This window comes from Acidovorax sp. CF316 (assembly GCF_000276605.1).
Lineage (GTDB): Bacteria > Pseudomonadota > Gammaproteobacteria > Burkholderiales > Burkholderiaceae_C > Acidovorax.
In genome coordinates, this window is sequence record NZ_AKJX01000119.1 from 1 (window position 1) to 16853 (window position 16853).

Annotated in this window: 7 protein-coding genes; 2 read left to right on the forward strand and 5 right to left on the reverse strand. The window is 68.0% G+C overall.

Going from position 1 to position 16853, the window contains the following annotated elements; translation table 11 throughout:
- Both PMI14_RS33550 and PMI14_RS13760 read right to left on the reverse strand, forming a co-directional pair.
- A partial coding sequence (locus PMI14_RS33550; RefSeq protein WP_007855312.1) for a JAB domain-containing protein occupies positions 1-7116 on the reverse strand: 7116 nt, incomplete at its 3' end.
- A 109-nt stretch (positions 7117-7225) separates the two neighbouring features.
- On the reverse strand, positions 7226-8137 hold the full coding sequence (locus tag PMI14_RS13760) for a LysR family transcriptional regulator (protein ID WP_007855313.1): 912 nt from the start codon (positions 8135-8137) through the stop codon (positions 7226-7228).
- Between the two features lie 289 nt (positions 8138-8426).
- Between PMI14_RS13760 and PMI14_RS13765 the strand changes: the two genes are divergently transcribed.
- Together PMI14_RS13765 and PMI14_RS13770 are read left to right on the forward strand one after the other, a co-directional pair.
- Positions 8427-9467 carry a tripartite tricarboxylate transporter substrate binding protein gene (locus tag PMI14_RS13765; RefSeq protein ID WP_007855314.1) on the forward strand — a complete coding sequence of 347 codons (1041 nt, stop codon included), beginning with the start codon at positions 8427-8429 and terminating at the stop codon, positions 9465-9467.
- Positions 9468-9519: 52 nt separating this feature from the next.
- On the forward strand, positions 9520-11106 hold the full coding sequence (locus PMI14_RS13770; RefSeq protein WP_007855315.1) for an amidase: 1587 nt from the start codon (positions 9520-9522) through the stop codon (positions 11104-11106).
- Positions 11107-11143: 37 nt separating this feature from the next.
- On the opposite strand, the gene PMI14_RS13775 is transcribed toward PMI14_RS13770, so the two are convergent.
- The 3 genes from PMI14_RS13775 to PMI14_RS13785 form a co-directional block, all read right to left on the reverse strand.
- Positions 11144-12889 (reverse strand): regulator, encoded by a 1746-nt coding sequence (locus tag PMI14_RS13775; protein ID WP_238541838.1) that lies wholly within the window; start codon positions 12887-12889, stop codon positions 11144-11146.
- 189 nt (positions 12890-13078) lie between these two features.
- Positions 13079-14926, reverse strand: coding sequence for a hypothetical protein (locus PMI14_RS13780; RefSeq protein ID WP_007855317.1), 1848 nt, complete (start codon positions 14924-14926; stop codon positions 13079-13081).
- An 18-nt stretch (positions 14927-14944) separates the two neighbouring features.
- A complete protein-coding gene (locus PMI14_RS13785) occupies positions 14945-16777 on the reverse strand; it encodes a hypothetical protein (RefSeq protein WP_007855319.1) in 1833 nt (610 codons plus the stop codon).
- Between the last annotated feature and the right edge of the window lie 76 nt (positions 16778-16853).

The following is a 16853-nucleotide window of genomic DNA, read 5'->3' on the forward strand; positions in this document are numbered from 1 at the left end:
CACCAGCTCGTGCGCGGCCACCGCCATCTCCTGGCCAGCTTCGATGTGGTCGGCGATGAGGAAGACGGTGTCGGTTTTGGTGTCGAAGAACCCCTGGGCCAAACCTGTGTCCTGCGAGCCCATGTCCACCTCGCCGACCAGGGGCTCCCAGTGCGCCTGGATGTCGGCCGAGGTGGCCACCACCACGCGGCCACGGCCCTCTGCGAGCAGGCCCATGCTGTTGGTGAGCTTGGCCACGGCAGCCTTTACGGACTGCACGGTGGCGGGCTTGGAAGGCAGGTTATTGGCCCGTGAAGCTTGATCTGGCGCGCTGCGGCTGAATTGCTGGCCCGATAGGGAGGCAAGGGAAGGCTGAGAGGGCGGGGATGGGCCTGCCGACGCCGAGTCGCGTGGCGGCGGCTTCTGCAGCAACTGCCGCGCCTTGTGCACTTGGTCGAGCCCAACGAGCACGCCGCCCTTGCGCCGCAGCACGCGCTCCACGCCGCCTTGGCGCAGGCGCTCCTGCAGCTGTACGGGGTCGCCCTTGACCATCAGCGTGCCGTCGCGCTGCGTGTGCATGCTCACGGCGCTTGGGGCGCTCGACCCAGGTTCGCCCTCGGCGACCCGGCGCCCCCGGGTCAGCGAGAAGCCTGTGCCGCCCGTACGCACGCCCTGCTGGTGCAGCGTGCGTCCGGCATCGGGCAGCGCATCACGAAGGATGCCCGCAGCCAGTGCATCGCGCACAGGCTTGGACCCTATGTCGCCCGCGTCGCCTACCGCGAAAACGCTGCCCGAGCCTGATTGGCGCATGAAGCGGCGCACGGTGGCCGCCAGGTAGGGATAGCTGCGCGTGAGGATGCTGGCTGGCGCTTCGGAGATCGCGCGCACCTTGCCATCTGCGCCGGTGCCGATGAGCGTGATCCAGCCTGGCCGCTGCATGGACTTGCCCACGATGGCGAAGTCGTCTGGCCCAGCCATCTTTTCGCCCAGTACCGCCATGGGCTTGCTGGCTTTGAGCAGCCTGTCCTCACCAAAGTCTTGGTAGCGCACCATGTCGGCAGGTTCTCTGCCTTGGTTCGCAGTGTCGATCACAGCGTACTTGTTGCTGTTGATGACAACGTGGGCCAGCAGGCCCGGCACATGCGCGCCGAGCATGCGTGTGAGTCCAACGTCCTCAGGACTGGGAGTGGGATTTCCCGATGGGTGGTTGTGCAGCAAATAGTAGGAGTCCGCCCCAGTCTGCTGCTTGATGTCGCGCATCTGGTTCACGTATTCCTGTTCGCTGACGCCAGCAGGAGCCATCGGCGTAGTTCCAGGCATGCGAGAACTTACGCCGGTGGCATGCACCACCACACCGTCCTTGACGAAGAAAACCCGGAATGTCTCGAACCGGGGATCGCGATACACCTGGGCCAGTTCGGCCAGGCGCTGCGGGCTGTTTACTTGCTCGCCAAGGAGGGCTTGGCTGCCGGCGCGTTCGATTCGCTCGGCGATTCCGAGTCCCACGAGAGTGGCGGTCCGACGCGATAAGGATGCTCCTCCACTCCGCCGCAGAATCCCCTGGCTGGTCCCTTGGTCGTCGGCTGGCTGAATTCGTCCTGCGAATCCAGATCCCACGAGAGAGGCGGTTCCAGTCGGTACGGCATTACCAGTCCCCCGCACAGAGTCCAGGGAGGTAGCACGCGAGCGACCAGTCGTGGGTCCTCGTCCATCATCAGGTTGGGTGGGCTCTTGAACGCGTCCATCGTTATCACTGTAGCCGTTGCTATGGTTTTCTGCAACGAAGTCGCTTTGGCTTGTTGCGACCTCCCTCTGCGCCACTGCAGACGTTGGGAGCGCAGCTCCGCTGCGATCTTGTGTGGACTGCGGGTTACTGAACAATTGCCGCGCCTTGCCCGCCTGATCGAGCCCGACGAGCACGCCGCCTTCGCGCCGCAGCACGTGGTCTACACCGCCGGCCCGCAAGCGCTCCTCCAACTGCACGGAATCGCCCTTGACCATGAGCGTGCCGTCGCGCTGCATCTCCAGGCGCGCGGAGTCGATTGGCTGCGTCCATGGATTTTGCGGACTGCGGGTGCTGAATCGAGCCCGGCCATAGTTCTCGATATCGCCGCCTGCCGCCCCGGCGTGATCGATGGCGCGCATCACAAAGCGCTCGGCCTCGTTGTAGGTCATGGCCCTTATGGCCTGCGCCAGCTTGGCCATACCTGCCTTGTCGGCCACGGTGGCCAACCATTGGGCCAGTGCACGGATGCGCGATGGCTTCCACCGTGTTCCCATGCTCACATCGACATTCAGCTCTTCGGATATCCGCGCCAGACCCTCCTCGATCGCCATCGCCTCCAGCTGCCCTTGCAGTTCACTGCCCTTGTACCCAAGGCGCGCAAGTTGTTCGCGCTGCTGTGGCACGATGCCGGTGCGCTTCCATTCATTGGCATACTGCTGAACCCGCGTGTCCCTTGCCGCCAGATCCAGCATGGTTTGCACGTACTGCGCGCGTGGCACCAGGAAGCGCACACCCCGATGGAGCAGTTCATGGAAAACGACCAGCCGCACGTCCAGGTCCGAGCCCACACCCGACTGGAACACATAGATATCCCCACTCCCGAGGGTAATGCCCGATGCCACTACTTGCGCAGGCACGACGAGTCCGATATCTCCGGGGCTGCCCACGGCCTTGACTGGTGGCGCACCAGCCAGCCCCGCAAGAGTCTTCTGGATCACCTGGTCGATGCGTTCAAGCGAAAGCTCGGCCTTGGGGGGCGTTGAACGGTTGCTGTAGCGACTGGCAGGCGAAGATCCATCTTCGGCTTTGGATGTTGGCGCAGCGTAGTTACCGTCCTGCACCAGCGATGCGCTGCGGTTGAGCTGCTGGCTCGTCGTTGAGGGGCCTGCCGAGGCTTGGGCGTGTGGTGACTGCTGCAGTAACTGCCGCGCTTTGTCGACCTGATCGAGCCCGACGAGCACGCCACCTTCGCGCCGCAGCACGCTGTCCACCCCACCTTTGCGCAAGCGCTCTTCCAACTGCACGGAATCGCCCTTGACCATGAGCGTGCCGTCGCGCTGCATTTGCATGGGCCCCGGGATGTGCTTCTGCGCTTCTCGAAGTTGCGCGCGGTCCTTGGGCCTTGTGACTGTCCGTCCTCCATTGGCAAGAGACTGACCAAGGTCGGTCACGGCATCGCGCAGAATGCCAGCTTCGACAGCGCCCCGAACCGGACTGTTGTTGATATCACCGGCCTCGCCCACGGCAAAGACTTCGACAGACCCCGACATCCGAACAAATCGACGCACCGTGGCCGCCAAGTAGGTGGGGCTGCGCGAAAGAATGCTCGAAGGTGCTTCGGCAACGGCCCGCACATGGCCATCAGAGCCTACTCCAACCAGGGTCATCCAGCCGGGCCCTTGCATGGACTTGCCCACTATCGCCAGAACGTCGGGCGATGGGATGGTCTGGCCCAGCGCAGCCAGGGGTTTACTGGCTTGCAGTAGGCGGTCTGTCCCAAAATGCTTCAGACGCACCATGGCTGCGGGCGCCGCCCGGCGCGCTGCATCCTCGGGCGTGATCACCGCATACTTGTTGGTGTTGATGACCACATGCGCGAGCATCCCGGGCACCAGCCGGGCAAGGTGCTCTGTCAGCTCAATATCTTCCGGGCTCGGCTGTGGATCGCCGGATGGATGGTTGTGCAGGATGTAGTAGCCCTGCGCTCCCGTGCGGCGCATGCCTTCGCGAAATTGTGCGAGGTACTGCGCTTCGGTCATGCCCGAAGGCACCATCGGTGTCCGATCAGGCAGGCGTGAACTCACGCCCGTGGCATGCACCACCTCGCCATCCCTGACGAAGAAAACCCGAAACGTTTCGTACCGGGGATCCCGGTATACCTGCGCAAGCTCTGCCAGGTGCTCTGGTGAATCTACCCGTTCACCGACGAGGGCCTGGCTGCCGGCAAGCGTGATGCGCTCGGCGATTCCAAGTCCCACAAGAGTGGCCCGGGGTGCCGCGCGATCTCCTTGGCCCGGCCCTCCACGGTGCAATCCGCCAGCAGGTGCTCCTGCGAAGTAAGTGGTGCCTGCAGAGTATCCATCGTCGGGTTGGGTGGGCTCGTGGAGGGAAAAGCTGGCACTGCCCTGCCTTGAAGCATCTGCGGCAATTCGTTCGGGGGAAAGGCTGCCTCGCCTACCGCGTCCGACTCCCAGATCAACGGTCCGCCCGGATCGTAATAATCCACGCGCGTCTCCGACTCGTGGACCGATGGGAGCGTCAGTCTCTGGTGATGTGACACCTTTGCCGTGCCGGTCAACGGAAAGGTCGGAGCGGTTGGGGCGGTCGTCATCGATGAAAGTGTAGCGGGTATGCCCTTGGCGACCTCTGGTATCACTCGCATATCGTTGTCCCCGGGACATGTCATCCATAGGCGCGGCGGTCTGGTCGTTGTTGCCAGACCTCTGTGTCTGACCTGCCGTCCTGTCTGGCGGTGCCATGGTGCGCGGTGGTTCAAGCAAAACCCGCTGTGCCAGTGCCGCCTGGTCCACGGGCACGATGGTTGCGCCCATGAACGGCTCGGCGCCGCGCACGCCGCCTGCGTGCAGGTGCGCCAGGATGGTGGCTTGGTCGCCGCCGACCACGAGCATGCCGGAGTCCAGGGCCTGGATTTGTGCATTGATGGGGGCTGGGACTTGGACCTGTGCCGCTGCGGTGTGGCGGGCGGTGCCGTGCTGGGTGGTTGTGGGCGCTGGGTCTGCGGCGCCGGTGTCGGCTTCGGCATCCGCGGCGGCAGGTGTTGGTGCCGGTGCTGGAATGCCGGATGCCTGGGGGCTTGTGTCCGCCTGGTCAGCATCGTGGTTGACCTGCACTTGCGGCGATGCGTCGGCGCTCTGCTGCGTGCTGCTGTGGTTGCCGTCTGTCGATGCCTGCATGGGCGCCGGGGGAGTGGCCGGTGGTGCTGCAGGGGCCGGTGCGGTCGCTGTGCTGGTGGCAGACTCCTGCGCTGGCAGGGCCTCGGCCTGGCGCAGTATTTCGGCCTCGGCCTGGGCCTTCCTTGTGGCGGTGGCGACATCCGACCAGGTGGCGTTGCCGGGCACGGGGACACCGTCGTAACCTGTTGCCGGCGCCGTGGAGGCTGGTGAAGGCGCTGGAGCAGGGGCCGGGGCGGTGGTGCTGCCGGTGCCGCTCTCGTAGGTCGCCTCTTGGGTATGGGGTGGGTTCGGCGTGGTGGACTGGTCCTGTGCCCGCGGTGCGGATGGTGCGGGTGGTGCCGCAGCGGCCATACCCCCCAGCACACGCCTCCCCCCGTTCATCATCCCGCCCTGCATCACGGTCTGGGTGATGGTGTCGCCCACCTGCCTGAAGTAGTCCTCGAAGGTGGCGTTCGGGTTCAGCGCCATGCCTGCGGGGGCCCATTTGTCCACGGCGAACTGGCCGGTGGTGGTGAGCACTTCGCCGGGGATTTCCTTTTTGACCTGGTTGGCCAGGAAGCCCGCCACCGCATCCGATGGCATGCCCTGCGTGGCCTTGCGGATGGCATCCAGGTTGCCCTTGAGGCCGAACTTCTCTCCGATCACCTCGAAGGCGGCGAACGCGCCTGCGCGCCCTGCGGCCTGCTGCGGGTCGAGCCCGCGCGACTTGCCGTCGCTGTACTCCTGGCCGAACGACTGCGCGGCGATGCTGCCCATGGCAAGCAACTGGGAGGGGACGAAGCTGCCCGTCACCAGCATGGGCAGTTGCTGCGTGATGGAGGCGATGGCCCCTTCGGCATTGCGCTGCAGGTGCGTGCCGCGCTCGCCGATGGCCTGCTCCATGCCGCGCCATGAAGTGGCGCGGTCTGCGGTGCGCTGTTTCGTTGCATCGTCTGCGCCGCTCAGGTCTTCGATGAACTGGCTGATGCCCACCACCCCCTTGCCCAGGCCCAGCCCGCCCTTGGCAACGCCGCGCCCCACCACGTTGTTGAGCAGGTTGGCCGGGCGGTCTGGGTCGAAGAGGTCCTTGGTAGCGAAGTCGTAGGTGGAGGGCTGCACCGTGCCGCCCAGGGCTTTTACCTCCTGCCCTGGCGCGACGCCCGCAGCGGCGCCTTCGTAGGCTGCGCGGCGGGCGAAGTCGGGGTGTTCGCCCTTGGCGATCAGCGTTTTGGTGCGGCCTTCTGCGCGGGTATCGAACAGGGCCGCCGTCGGCGACGCGGCGAAAATGCCCTTGTCCGCCTGTGCGAACTGAGCGGCGCGCTCGCGCGCAAGCTGGCCCTGCCATCCTGGCAAGGATTGAAGTCGCTGGCGGTCCTGCGGGCTGGCCGCATCCCAGGCGTTGTTGGCGGCCTTGCGTGTTTCGGGCCGCAGCGGCAAATCGCGGGAGGGCAGGTCTGTCGCAGGCACTGCCTCGCGCTCCAGCACACTGCCCACGCTGGCGGGCGGGGCCTTGCCGGTGGTTGGTTCGGGCTGGTTGGCCACCCAGCGTGCGGCCGCGCCGGTGCCCGGCAGCATCTGGGCCAGGGTCTTCGCGCCCGATGCCAGCTGGCTTTTCACCTCCTCCACGAAAGGCCTTGGCGCTGCCGGGGCCTGGCTGTACATCAGGCTGCGCGGGTCGTTGGCGGCGTTCAGCCTGCCGTCTGCCGGGGCAGCGGGCAGGTCTTGCCTGGCTGACTGCGATGGCGGTGGCCCTGGCACGGGCGCAGTGGCCTGGGGCCTTGCGGGCCGGGGCCTGGGCGCAACTGCGGTGGGCCGTCCCGAGGGGGCTGGCGCTGGTACAGGTGCTGGGGCGGGCATCCGTGCATCGGCCCGCGGTGGGGGTGAGAGGGGTGCAGCGGCCGGTGCCGCCAAGGCATTGCCGCCGTGGCCTTCTTCTTCCTGGCGGTAGGAAGCCAGGGCCTGGGCATAGTCGCCGCCAAACGCCTCCAGGCGCGAGCGCAGCGAGGCTGCGGTGTCGAAGATGGAGTCGACTGAACTGCCAGGGCCCAGCGCGCGCAGCACATCGGCATCCACCCCGTACTCGCGCGCGGCGGCGTCCAGGGCCGCGTCAATAGGTACTGGGCCGGGCGGCACGGGGGCGGGCGGGTCCGCAAACCCCACGGACAGCGGTGTGGTGTCGTCATCGGGGGCGTAAGCCCCCCAGGCCTCATCTTGCGAGGCCAGTTGGTACAGGTTCATGGAAAGGGCTCCGCGCGGAGGTGGGTGGTACGAGACCACTCTCGCGCGCGGATCACCCGCTGGGGAGTGCCGGCATATATGCAGCGGGCACCCCCGCGCCCGCTGCTATCTACCCGGCCTTGATGTGCTCGGTGAGGAACTGCACGAAGGCCTTGCCTGCGGCGGGCAGGGCGCGGCCGGCCAGGGTCTGCACCTCCAGGTAGCGCTCGTTCATCTCGCGGTCGCGCAGGGCAATGGCCACCAGGTCCAGCGACGGCAGGCGGGTGCGCACCGAGAGTTCGCCGTAGAAGGCGATGGCCTCGGGGGCGGTGGCGGCGTAGCTCACCAGCGAGTCGGCGTGGTTGCTGGTGATGGCGGCGTTGTACTGCAGGCCCTGGCGGCTGCAGCTGGTGTCCAGCAGCTGGCGGATGGAGCTGACCGGCGTGGGCAGGGCCAGCGGGTAGGCCACCACCTGGCTGAGCGAGAGCTGGCGCTGCGCGGCCAGCGGGTGGCGGCGCGACATGACGGCCAGCACCGGGCAGGGGTGGCGCAGCTCCAGGCGGATGCCGGGCTCGGGCAGGCCGCTCAGGGTGATGCCGATGTCGGCCTCGCCGTCGCGGATGCGGCCCGGCACCTCGCCCTGGGCGCACATCTCCAGGTGGAAGCGAATGCCCTCATAGGTTTCGCCGAAGCGCGCGATGAGCGAGGGCAGCAGGTCGTAGGCAAAGCCGGCCGCGCTGGCCACGCGCACAAAGCCCTTGCGCAGGCCGCGCAGGGCCGATATGTCGCCGAGCACGCGCTCGTTGTCCTGCTGGGCACGCTTGGCGTGCGCGGCCAGCAATTCACCGGCTGCATTGGGCACCATGCCGCGTGCCTGGCGCTCGAAGAGCAGGGTGTCCATCTCGCGCTCGAGCCGCGCCACCTGCCGGCTCACGGCCGAGGGCGCCACGTTCAGGCGCAGCGCGGCGTCCTTCACCGAGCCGGCGCGCACCACCTCCAGGAAGTAGCGGACGGCGGTCTCCTGCAGTATGTGGCTGGACATGGGGATGCTCCTATCGTTCATGTTTCCAAGCGCTTGCTCCCAGACGGCCCGTGAAACTCGCGCGGCCAGGGCCAGTGCCCCCGTGCAAGGGCCGCCCCGCCGCACTGGGGGCGTCCCCCTGAGGGGGAAGGCGCGCAGCGACTCAGGGGGCATCAAGCCCAATTGCGATTTCGGCAATCGACAATTCTAAACATTGCGCTTGTGGCACTGGGGGATGGCTTCTACCATGGCTGCGTGGCGTTTGCGTGACGCCTGACCCATGACCACCCTTGCTCCAGGAATGCTGTCCATGAAATCACCGATGTCGTTTGCGCCCCCCGCCGCCGCAGCCCGTGCCCACCGCCTGCATGCGGCCCTGTTCGCCGGCCTGGCCACGGTGGCCGCGCTGGGGGCCCTGTTCAGCGTGCCAGCGCATGCGGCGGACGCAGCCGCCTTCCCCAGCAAGCCGCTGACGCTGGTGATCCCGTTCCCGCCCGGCGGTGCCACCGATGTGCTGGGCCGCGTGATCGCGCTGCGCATGGGCAAGGAGCTGGGCCAGCCCATCGTGATCGAGAACCGTGCGGGCGCGGGCACCATCATCGGCGCGGGCTACGTGAGCAAGGCCCCGGCGGACGGGTACACGCTGCTGCTTAGCTCGGGCACCACCTTCACGGTGAACCCGGCCATCCGCAGCAACCTGCCGTACGACCCGGTGCAGGGGTTCGACCCCATCGGCATATCGGGCCGCACGGGGCTGATCCTGCTGGCCAACCAGCAGGTGCCGGTGCAAAGCGTCAAGCAGTTCGTGGACTATGTGAAGGCGGCGCCGGGCGCGTATTCGTATGGCTCGTTCGGCAGCGGCACCACGTCGCACTTTGCGGGCGAAACCATTTTGCAGGCCACGGGCCTGAAGATTACGCACGTGCCCTACAAGGGCAGCGCCCCGGCCATGACGGACCTGATGGGCGGGCAGGTGCCCTTCACCGTGGACACGGTGGCCGCGGCCATTCCGCAGCTCAAGACGGGCAAGATCAAGGCCATTGCCATCACCACGGCCAAGCGCTCGCCGCTGCTGCCCAACGTGCCCACGCTGGCCGAGTCCGGCTACCCAGGCATCGACCTGGACACCTGGCTGGTGATGGCCGCGCCCAAGGGCCTGCCGCCTGCCGTGCGCAGCAAGCTCGAAAAAGCCCTGGCCGCCACCGTGGCCGACCCCGAGACCAAGGCCAAGCTGACTGCGCAGGGCATGGAGCCGGCGTTCAGCAGCGGTGCGGCGGCGGCCGAGCTGATTCAGCGCGAGCTGCCTGCGATGCGTGCCGTCGCAGCCCGTTCGAACATTACTGCTGATTGACCCAGTGCTGTGCGCGCAGCGCATGGCGCCCTGAACAACACACCGAGACAACATGCCCGACATCGCTTCATCCACCAACACCCCATCCGAGTATCCAGACACCGCCAGCCGCCCTGGCGATGCGCTGGTGGAGCAATCCGCCGTGGCGCTGCGCCGGCTCATCGGGCGCAAGGAGGTCTCGCCCGTGGAGCTGCTGGAGGCCTGCATCGACCGCATCGAACGCATCAACCCCTTCGTGAACGCCGTCACGGCTACCTGCTTCGACCGGGCGCGCAGCGAGGCACGCGCGGCCGAGCAGGCGGTGGTGGATGGCACTGCGCCCCTGGGCCTGCTGCACGGCCTGCCGCTGGGCGTGAAGGACCTGGAGCCCACCGAGGGCCTGCTCACCACCTGGGGCTCGGCCATCTACCGCGACCATGTGCCCACGCAGGACATCGAGCTGGTGGCGCGCCTGCGCCGCGCCGGTGCCATCGTGGCCGGCAAAACCAATGTGCCCGAGCTGGGCGCGGGCGCCAATTCGCGCAACACCGTGTGGGGTGCCACGGGCAACCCGTTCAACCCGAATCTCAACGCCGGGGGCTCCTCGGGCGGCTCGGCCGCGGCGCTGGCCTGCGACCTGCTGCCGGTGTGCACGGGGTCCGATACCGGGGGCTCGCTGCGCATACCGGCGGCCAAGTGCGGGGTGGTGGGTTTTAGGCCATCGCCGGGCGTGGTGCCCAGCGTGCGCAAGCCGCTGGTGTGGACGCCCATCTCCGTGGTCGGGCCCATGGGCCGCACGGTGGAGGATGCCTGCCTGCAGCTGGCCGCATCGGCCGGCATGCACGCGGGCGATGCGCTGAGCTACCCGCTCGACCCGCTGAGGTTTCTGACCCCGCCCGAGGTGGACCTGGGCCGCCTGCGCGTGGCCTACACCGAAGACTTTGGCACCTGCGCGGTGGACGAGGGCATACGCGCCACCTTCCGCACCAAGATCGCGGCCATGCGCCACCTGTTCCGCAGCTGCGACGAGGTGAAGCTGGACTTGGGCGACGCGCACCGCTGCTTCGACGTGCTGCGCGCCGAGGCCTTCGTGGCCGGCATGCAGGCCGCCTACGACCGCGACCCCGACAGCCTGGGCCCCAACACCCGCGCCAACTACGAAATGGGCAAGCGCATGAGCCTGCTCGACAGCGCCTGGGCCCAGGCCGAGCAGACGCGCATCATCCAGGCCACGCAGCGCACCTTTGCCGACTACGACCTGATCCTGTCGCCCACCACGCCCGTCTCGCCCTTCGCGTGGACGCAGCTGTATGCCGACACCATCAACGGCGAGCAGCAGGCCACCTACTACCGCTGGCTGGGCCTGACCTACGTGGTCACGCTGATGACGCACCCGGCCCTGTCGCTGCCCTGCGGCACGGACCACCTTGGCATGCCGTTTGGCCTGCAGATCGTGGGCGGATTTCGGCAAGACCACCAGGTGCTGGGCGCATCGCTGGCCCTGGAGCGGGCGTTTGCGGCCCGGCCCGAACTGCGCCGGCCCCGGCCGGACCTGGCGGCGTTGCGTCGGGCGGTGCCGGATTTGCGCTCCATCGTGACCACGCCGCCGGTGCTGGGCTCGGCGGGGCAGGGGGCTGCCGCGTCGGTGTCGGTGGTGTAGGCGCAGTCTGGGCGCAGAAGCGGCGAGGGCGCGCGCCTCAGTACGACGTTCTCATCACCGCCTTGGCGCGCAATGCGCCCTTGCGGTTGCCAACGGTGTAGAAGACGGTCACCTCCACATCGCCCTGCAAGGCGGCGAAGAGCGAGCATCCCACCGCAGAGCCCAGGTGCACGGGTTCCAGCCGCGTTCCGGGGCCTGGGATGTGGGTTCCGTCGGAAATCCAGTCGGTGTCATTGGTCATGATGGTTTTGCGGTACCCGCCCCGTGCGGTGTGCTCCACGGACCGCCCCCCGCCTGTCACCTTCACCAGGCTGCTCATCAGCCCCTCTGGCAGGGCCTTGGCGCCCCCACGGATGCCGTACCGCGTCTGCAGATAGGCGCACGGGTCGGGGCCAGGCATGGCGTTGGTGTGGGTGTCTGCCTGCAACTGAAGGCCACTGCCCAGCCCTTCGTGCAGCGCGGCCTCCCGGATCCACTGGCTCAGCGGTCCCAGGTCGGCCACCTGACCGGTGCTCAAGGGGCCCGCGTACAGAAGCTGCGGGGTGCCATGGGCGTTGATGGCCAGCCGGTGGCTGCCGGGGTAGTCGCGCACGTACAGAAGATCCTTGTCGGTACCGGCCGGCACGGTGCCAGCCTGGGGAGCAAAGGTCTGCGGCAAGGTCTTCTCGGCCCAGTCGAGCACCTGCGCCGCATCGTTGGCCGGCCCCAGGCCCTGCACGGCCATGGGCGCTGCAGAGCCCTGCGGGCGGCAGATGGCGAGGTCCACCGCCGGGCCGTAGGAGGCGGGCACGCCCGGGTACAGCCCGCCCGGCACGCGGCACGGGGCGCTGCTCCAGCCGGCGCCTTCGCCCCAGCACTGCACGTAGCCGCCTTCCAGCACAGCGCAGGCTGCAGTCTTGCCCGCGCTGATGGCGGTGGCGTTGCTGATGCCCACAACCAGGCCCGTGGCCGGTGTCGCGGTGCCGGGCGCAAGGCCCATGCCCAATTGGCCGTTGGCATTGATGCCCCAGCACTTGATGCTGCCGCCCTCCAGCAGCGCGCAGGTGAATCCATCACCCACTGCCACGGCCTTGGCGGGCGCGCCCAGGTCGGGCACTTCCACGGGGGTGGACAGCGGGCCGCTGCTGGCCGGCACACCCAGCTCGCCGTGCTGGTTGCTGCCCCAGCAGGACACCTTGCCAAACGCGCGCAGCGCGCAGGCATGGCCGGCGAAGAGGGATACATCCATGGCGTCCGTGATGCCCGGCACGGCGCGCGCCGTGCGCGGGTCTTCTGCGGCACCTGCCAGGCCACTGCCGGCGCCCACGCAGATCACTTTGTGGTCGTCACGCTGCACGCCGCAAGTGCTGGCCCTGCCTGCAGCCAACTGGATGACGGTGGCCATGCCTTCCACGCGCACGGCCTCGGCGGTGGTAGCGGCCACCGAGCGGCCGATCTGCCCCTGGCTGCCATCGCCCCAGCAAAACACCTGCTGCTCGATGGTGCGGGCACAGCCGTGCCGCGCGCCCACGGCGATCTGGGAGATCTGGCGCAGGCCGCTGAGCGTGTAGCCCCACGGGGCCTGCAGGACCGGATTGCCGAGCTGCGAGTACGCATTGCTGCGGCCCCAGCATTGGACCGAGGTGCCCGTCAGCGCGCAACTGAAGTCCTCGCCCACGCGGATGTCCTGGGCGCGCGCCTCGTACGCCAGTGGCGCCATGGGCAGCGTGCCCCAGCAGGTGGCGACGCCGGTGTCGGCCACGGAGCAGCCGTGGCCATAGCCCATGCTCAGCGTAGTCGCCATGGCCGCATATGGCACAAAAGCAGTGGACAGCAGCAGCGCTGCGGTGGTCAGCACCGCTTTGCGGAGAAGTCGTGGCGCGCTGGCTGTGCTGTGCATAGTCATGGTCATGGCGTGCGGGAGCACACGATCGTGTTGAAGCAAACGGGAAGGGGGCGGGTCTGCAGAACACGGTCTGCAGCGGCGTGGAACTCAATACGCTGCACTCACCTTGGCCCGCGTGTGCACTTGTCCTTTGCGGCCGCCCAGGGAGTAGAGGACGGTCACGCCCACATCGTCGCCTGGGCGCACGCCCTCGGGGCAGCCTTCGCCGACGTCGGTCAGCACCGTCTCCAGTTTCATGCCGGCCGGCACCGACTGGCCTGGCTGGGGGAAGCGCAGCGAAAGCCAGTCTGTGTCGGTGGTCAGGCGCTCACTGAGATACTGGCCCAACCCGCGGACAGGGAATTCCATGGTCGTGCCGCTGCTGTTTTGAACCCGCACGCTGGTGGCGACCAACCCTTTGGGCAATCCGTTTGGGCCGCCGCGAATGGCAAAGGGCACCAGAAAGTCATTGCAAGGGCCGGGAATCCAGTTCGTGGAGATGACGACGGGCATGAGGTTGAGATAAGGGTCGGCCTGCACCTGCAGGCCGCTCTTGGCGCCTTCTTCTTCGCGCGCCTCGCTCAGCCAGCGGTCCAGCGGCCCCAGGTCGAGCAGCCCCCCGTTTCCGAAAGGGCCGACATACAGCAGGTGTGGCGTTCCATGCACGTTGATGCCCAGCGTGTGGCCGCCCGGATACTGGCGCATGTAGAACTGGGTGCTGCCTGGGTCGCTGCCTGCCTGGGCCGGGAAGGTGCCAGGCATGGTTTTCTCGGCCCAATTCAGCACCTGGCCTGCATCGCTAGCGGCGCCCAGGCCTGTGACGGACAGAGGCGCGAACGAGCCTGGTGGGCGGCACATGGCGATGTCGGCGATGGGGCCCCACGAAGCGGGGTGTTCCGGGTAGGTGCCGCCCAGCGCGCCGCAGGTGCCATTGCCCCAGCCCACGCCTTGGCCCCAGCATTGCACATAGCCGCCGTGCAGGGCTGCGCAGGCCGCTGTCTGCCCGGCGCTGATGGCGGTGGCGGTGGTGACGCCGGTGACCAGCCCGGTGGCTTGACCTCCGAGCGCCGTGCCCAACTGGCCGACGGCGTTGTTGCCCCAGCACTTCACGGTGCCATTGACCAGCAGGGCGCAGCTGAAGCCGTTGCCCACGGTGACGACCTTGGCCGCAGCGCCCAGGTTCGTCACCTCGACCGGGCTGCGCTGGATGTCGCCACCGGCCGACATGCCCAACTGGCCATGGCTGTTTTGCCCCCAGCAGGACACCTTGCCCTCGGCGCGCAGCACGCAGGCGTGGCCGTCGAAGAGCGCGACCTCGCGTGCATCGGTGATGCCGGGCACGGTGCGTGCCACGCGGGGCTCATCGAGGCCGCCGGAGAGCTCGCTGCCCAGGCCGACGCAGACGACCTTGCCGTCCCACTGCACCACGCAGGTGGCGCCCTGGCCCGCTGCAAGGTGCACGGCCTTGGACAGTCCCACCACGGCGATGGGCGCTGCCGAGTTGGCGGCACTGCCGGCACCCAATTGCCCTCGGCTGCCGTCACCCCAGCAGTAGGCCTGGGTTTCGAGCAGGGCGCAGGCATGCGTTCCGCCCACGGCCAGCTGCGTGAAGCGCCACAGGCCTCCTACGCTCGGGCCGGCGGAGGAGGGGGCGTTGACGCCCAACTGCGAAAAATCGTTGTTGCCCCAGCAGCGCACGGTGCGGCCCGCCATCAGGGCGCAGCTGAAATCGCGCCCAGCCCGTACGTCGAGCACCGTGTCAGGGGCCTGGTCCTGTATGGGAAGGCTGCCCCAACAGGTGGGCAGGCTGGTATCAGCCACCGAGCAGCCGTGGCTGGTGCCCATGCTCACGGTGGTGGCGAAGACGGCCGATGGCAGAAAGGCGGCGGGCAGCACCAGTGCTGTGGCGGCCAGCAGATGGCGCACCAGCCGGGGCGCAGGGAATCGGTGGTTCATGATGGACCCTTCTGGTGTTCAGGCTACGGCGCCGACCTTGGCTCGGGCGCGCAGCTGCCCCTTGTGCTGACCGAGGGTGTAGAACACGGTCACCTCCACCTCCTGGTCGACCGGATTGAAGCTCGGGCAGCCTTGCGTAATGCCGTGCAGCACCGGCTCCTCACGCATCCCCGATGGAATCGGTTCGCCGGGACGGCGCGTGCGTTGCGAGATCCAGTCCGTCTCAGTGGTGAGGGCCACCATGTGGAAGCGGTCCCGGATCGGGAATGCCATCGACTGGCCGGCATATTCCACCCGGACCGAGGTGGTCACCAGGTTCTCGGGCAGGCCGTTCAGCCCGCCGCGGATGGCATAGGGCACCAGGAATCCGTCACATGCGCCGTTCATGCCGATGTAGGCCATATAGGGCGCTACCTGCAGTTGCATGCCGCTTGCGTCGCCTTCTTCCTGGATGGCCTCGCTCAGCCATCGGCTGAGCGGCCCCAGGTCAAGAAGCTGGCCGTTGCCCAGCGGCCCCATATACAGCAGGTGCGGCGTGCCATGGGCGTTGACGGCCAGCGTGTGGCCGCCGGCGTAGGCGCGCAGGTAGTACGGGCTGCCATTGCCCAGGTCCAGCGCGGGTGGGCCCTGTGTGGGGAAGGTTCCGGGCAGGGTCTTTTCGGCCCAGTCCAGCACCTGGGCAGCATCCTTGGCCGGGCCCAGGCCCTTGACCGCCATGGGCGCGGCAGAGCCCTGCGGCCGGCAGACGGTAATTTCAGCGACGGGCCCCCACGAGGTGGAGTGCTGCGGGTAGACGCCGCCCAGCACGCGGCAGGTTTCACTGCTCCAGCCCGCACCTTCGCCCCAGCACTGCACATAGCCGCCTTGCAGTGCCGCGCATGCGGCCGTCTGCCCGGCACTGATGGCCGTGGCATCGGTGATGCCGGTGACCAAGCCCGTGGCGGCGCCACCCAGGGCGGTGCCCAACTGGCCGTTGGCGTTGTTGCCCCAGCACTTCACAGTGCCGTTCACGAGCAACGCGCAGCTAAAGCCATTGCCTACAGTGACGGCCTTGGCTGCGGCGCCCAGGTTCGTCACTTCGATCGGGGTGGTCTGCGCGCCGTTGTTGGCTGCTACGCCCAGTTCGCCAAAGCGGTTGCCGCCCCAGCACGACACTTTGCCTTCCTTGCGCAGCACGCAGGCGTGGCCGTCGAAGAGGGCCACTTCCATGGCATCGCTGATGCCGGGCACGCCACGCGGCGTGGCCGGTGCATCGGCAGCGCCCGCCAGGCCGCTGCCGGTGCCCACGCACAGCACCCGCCCATCGTCCTGCACCGCGCAGGTCGCGCTTTTGCCGGCGGCGGCCTGCACGGCCTTGGGCATGCCCGGGATCGGCATGGGCCGGGCCACGGCGGATCGGACGGGCTCGCCGAGCTGCCCCTGGCTGGCGTCGCCCCAGCAGACAAGGCTCCCCCAGTTGACAACACAGGCGTGCCGTGCGCCCAGGGTGATCTGGTTGGGGTTGTAGATTCCCTCCACCCACTGGCCCTTGGGCTCGACCGTGGTCGTACCCAGTTGCCCCAAGTCGTTGTTGCCCCAGCAGCGCACGCCGCTGGATAGGAGCGCGCAGCTGAAATCGAGGCCCACCCGGATGTCCTTGACGGTAGAGGTCCCCTGGTCCTGCACCGGCAGGCTGCCCCAACAGGTGGGCAGGCTGGTATCAGCCACCGAGCAGCCGTGGCTGGTGCCCATGCTCACGGTGGTGGCCATGGAGGCCGTAGGCGTGAAGGCGGTGGCCAGCGCCAGCGCTGCAAGGGAGAGCACTCTGCGCGCAAGCCGCGACAAAAGGGGCTGGGTGGGTCTGTCGTTCATGGTCCTCAACCTCTCGGAATGCTTTTGGCCCATTCTAGGAATGCAGGCCCGCGGCGCCTGTGGCTGCGGTCACAGG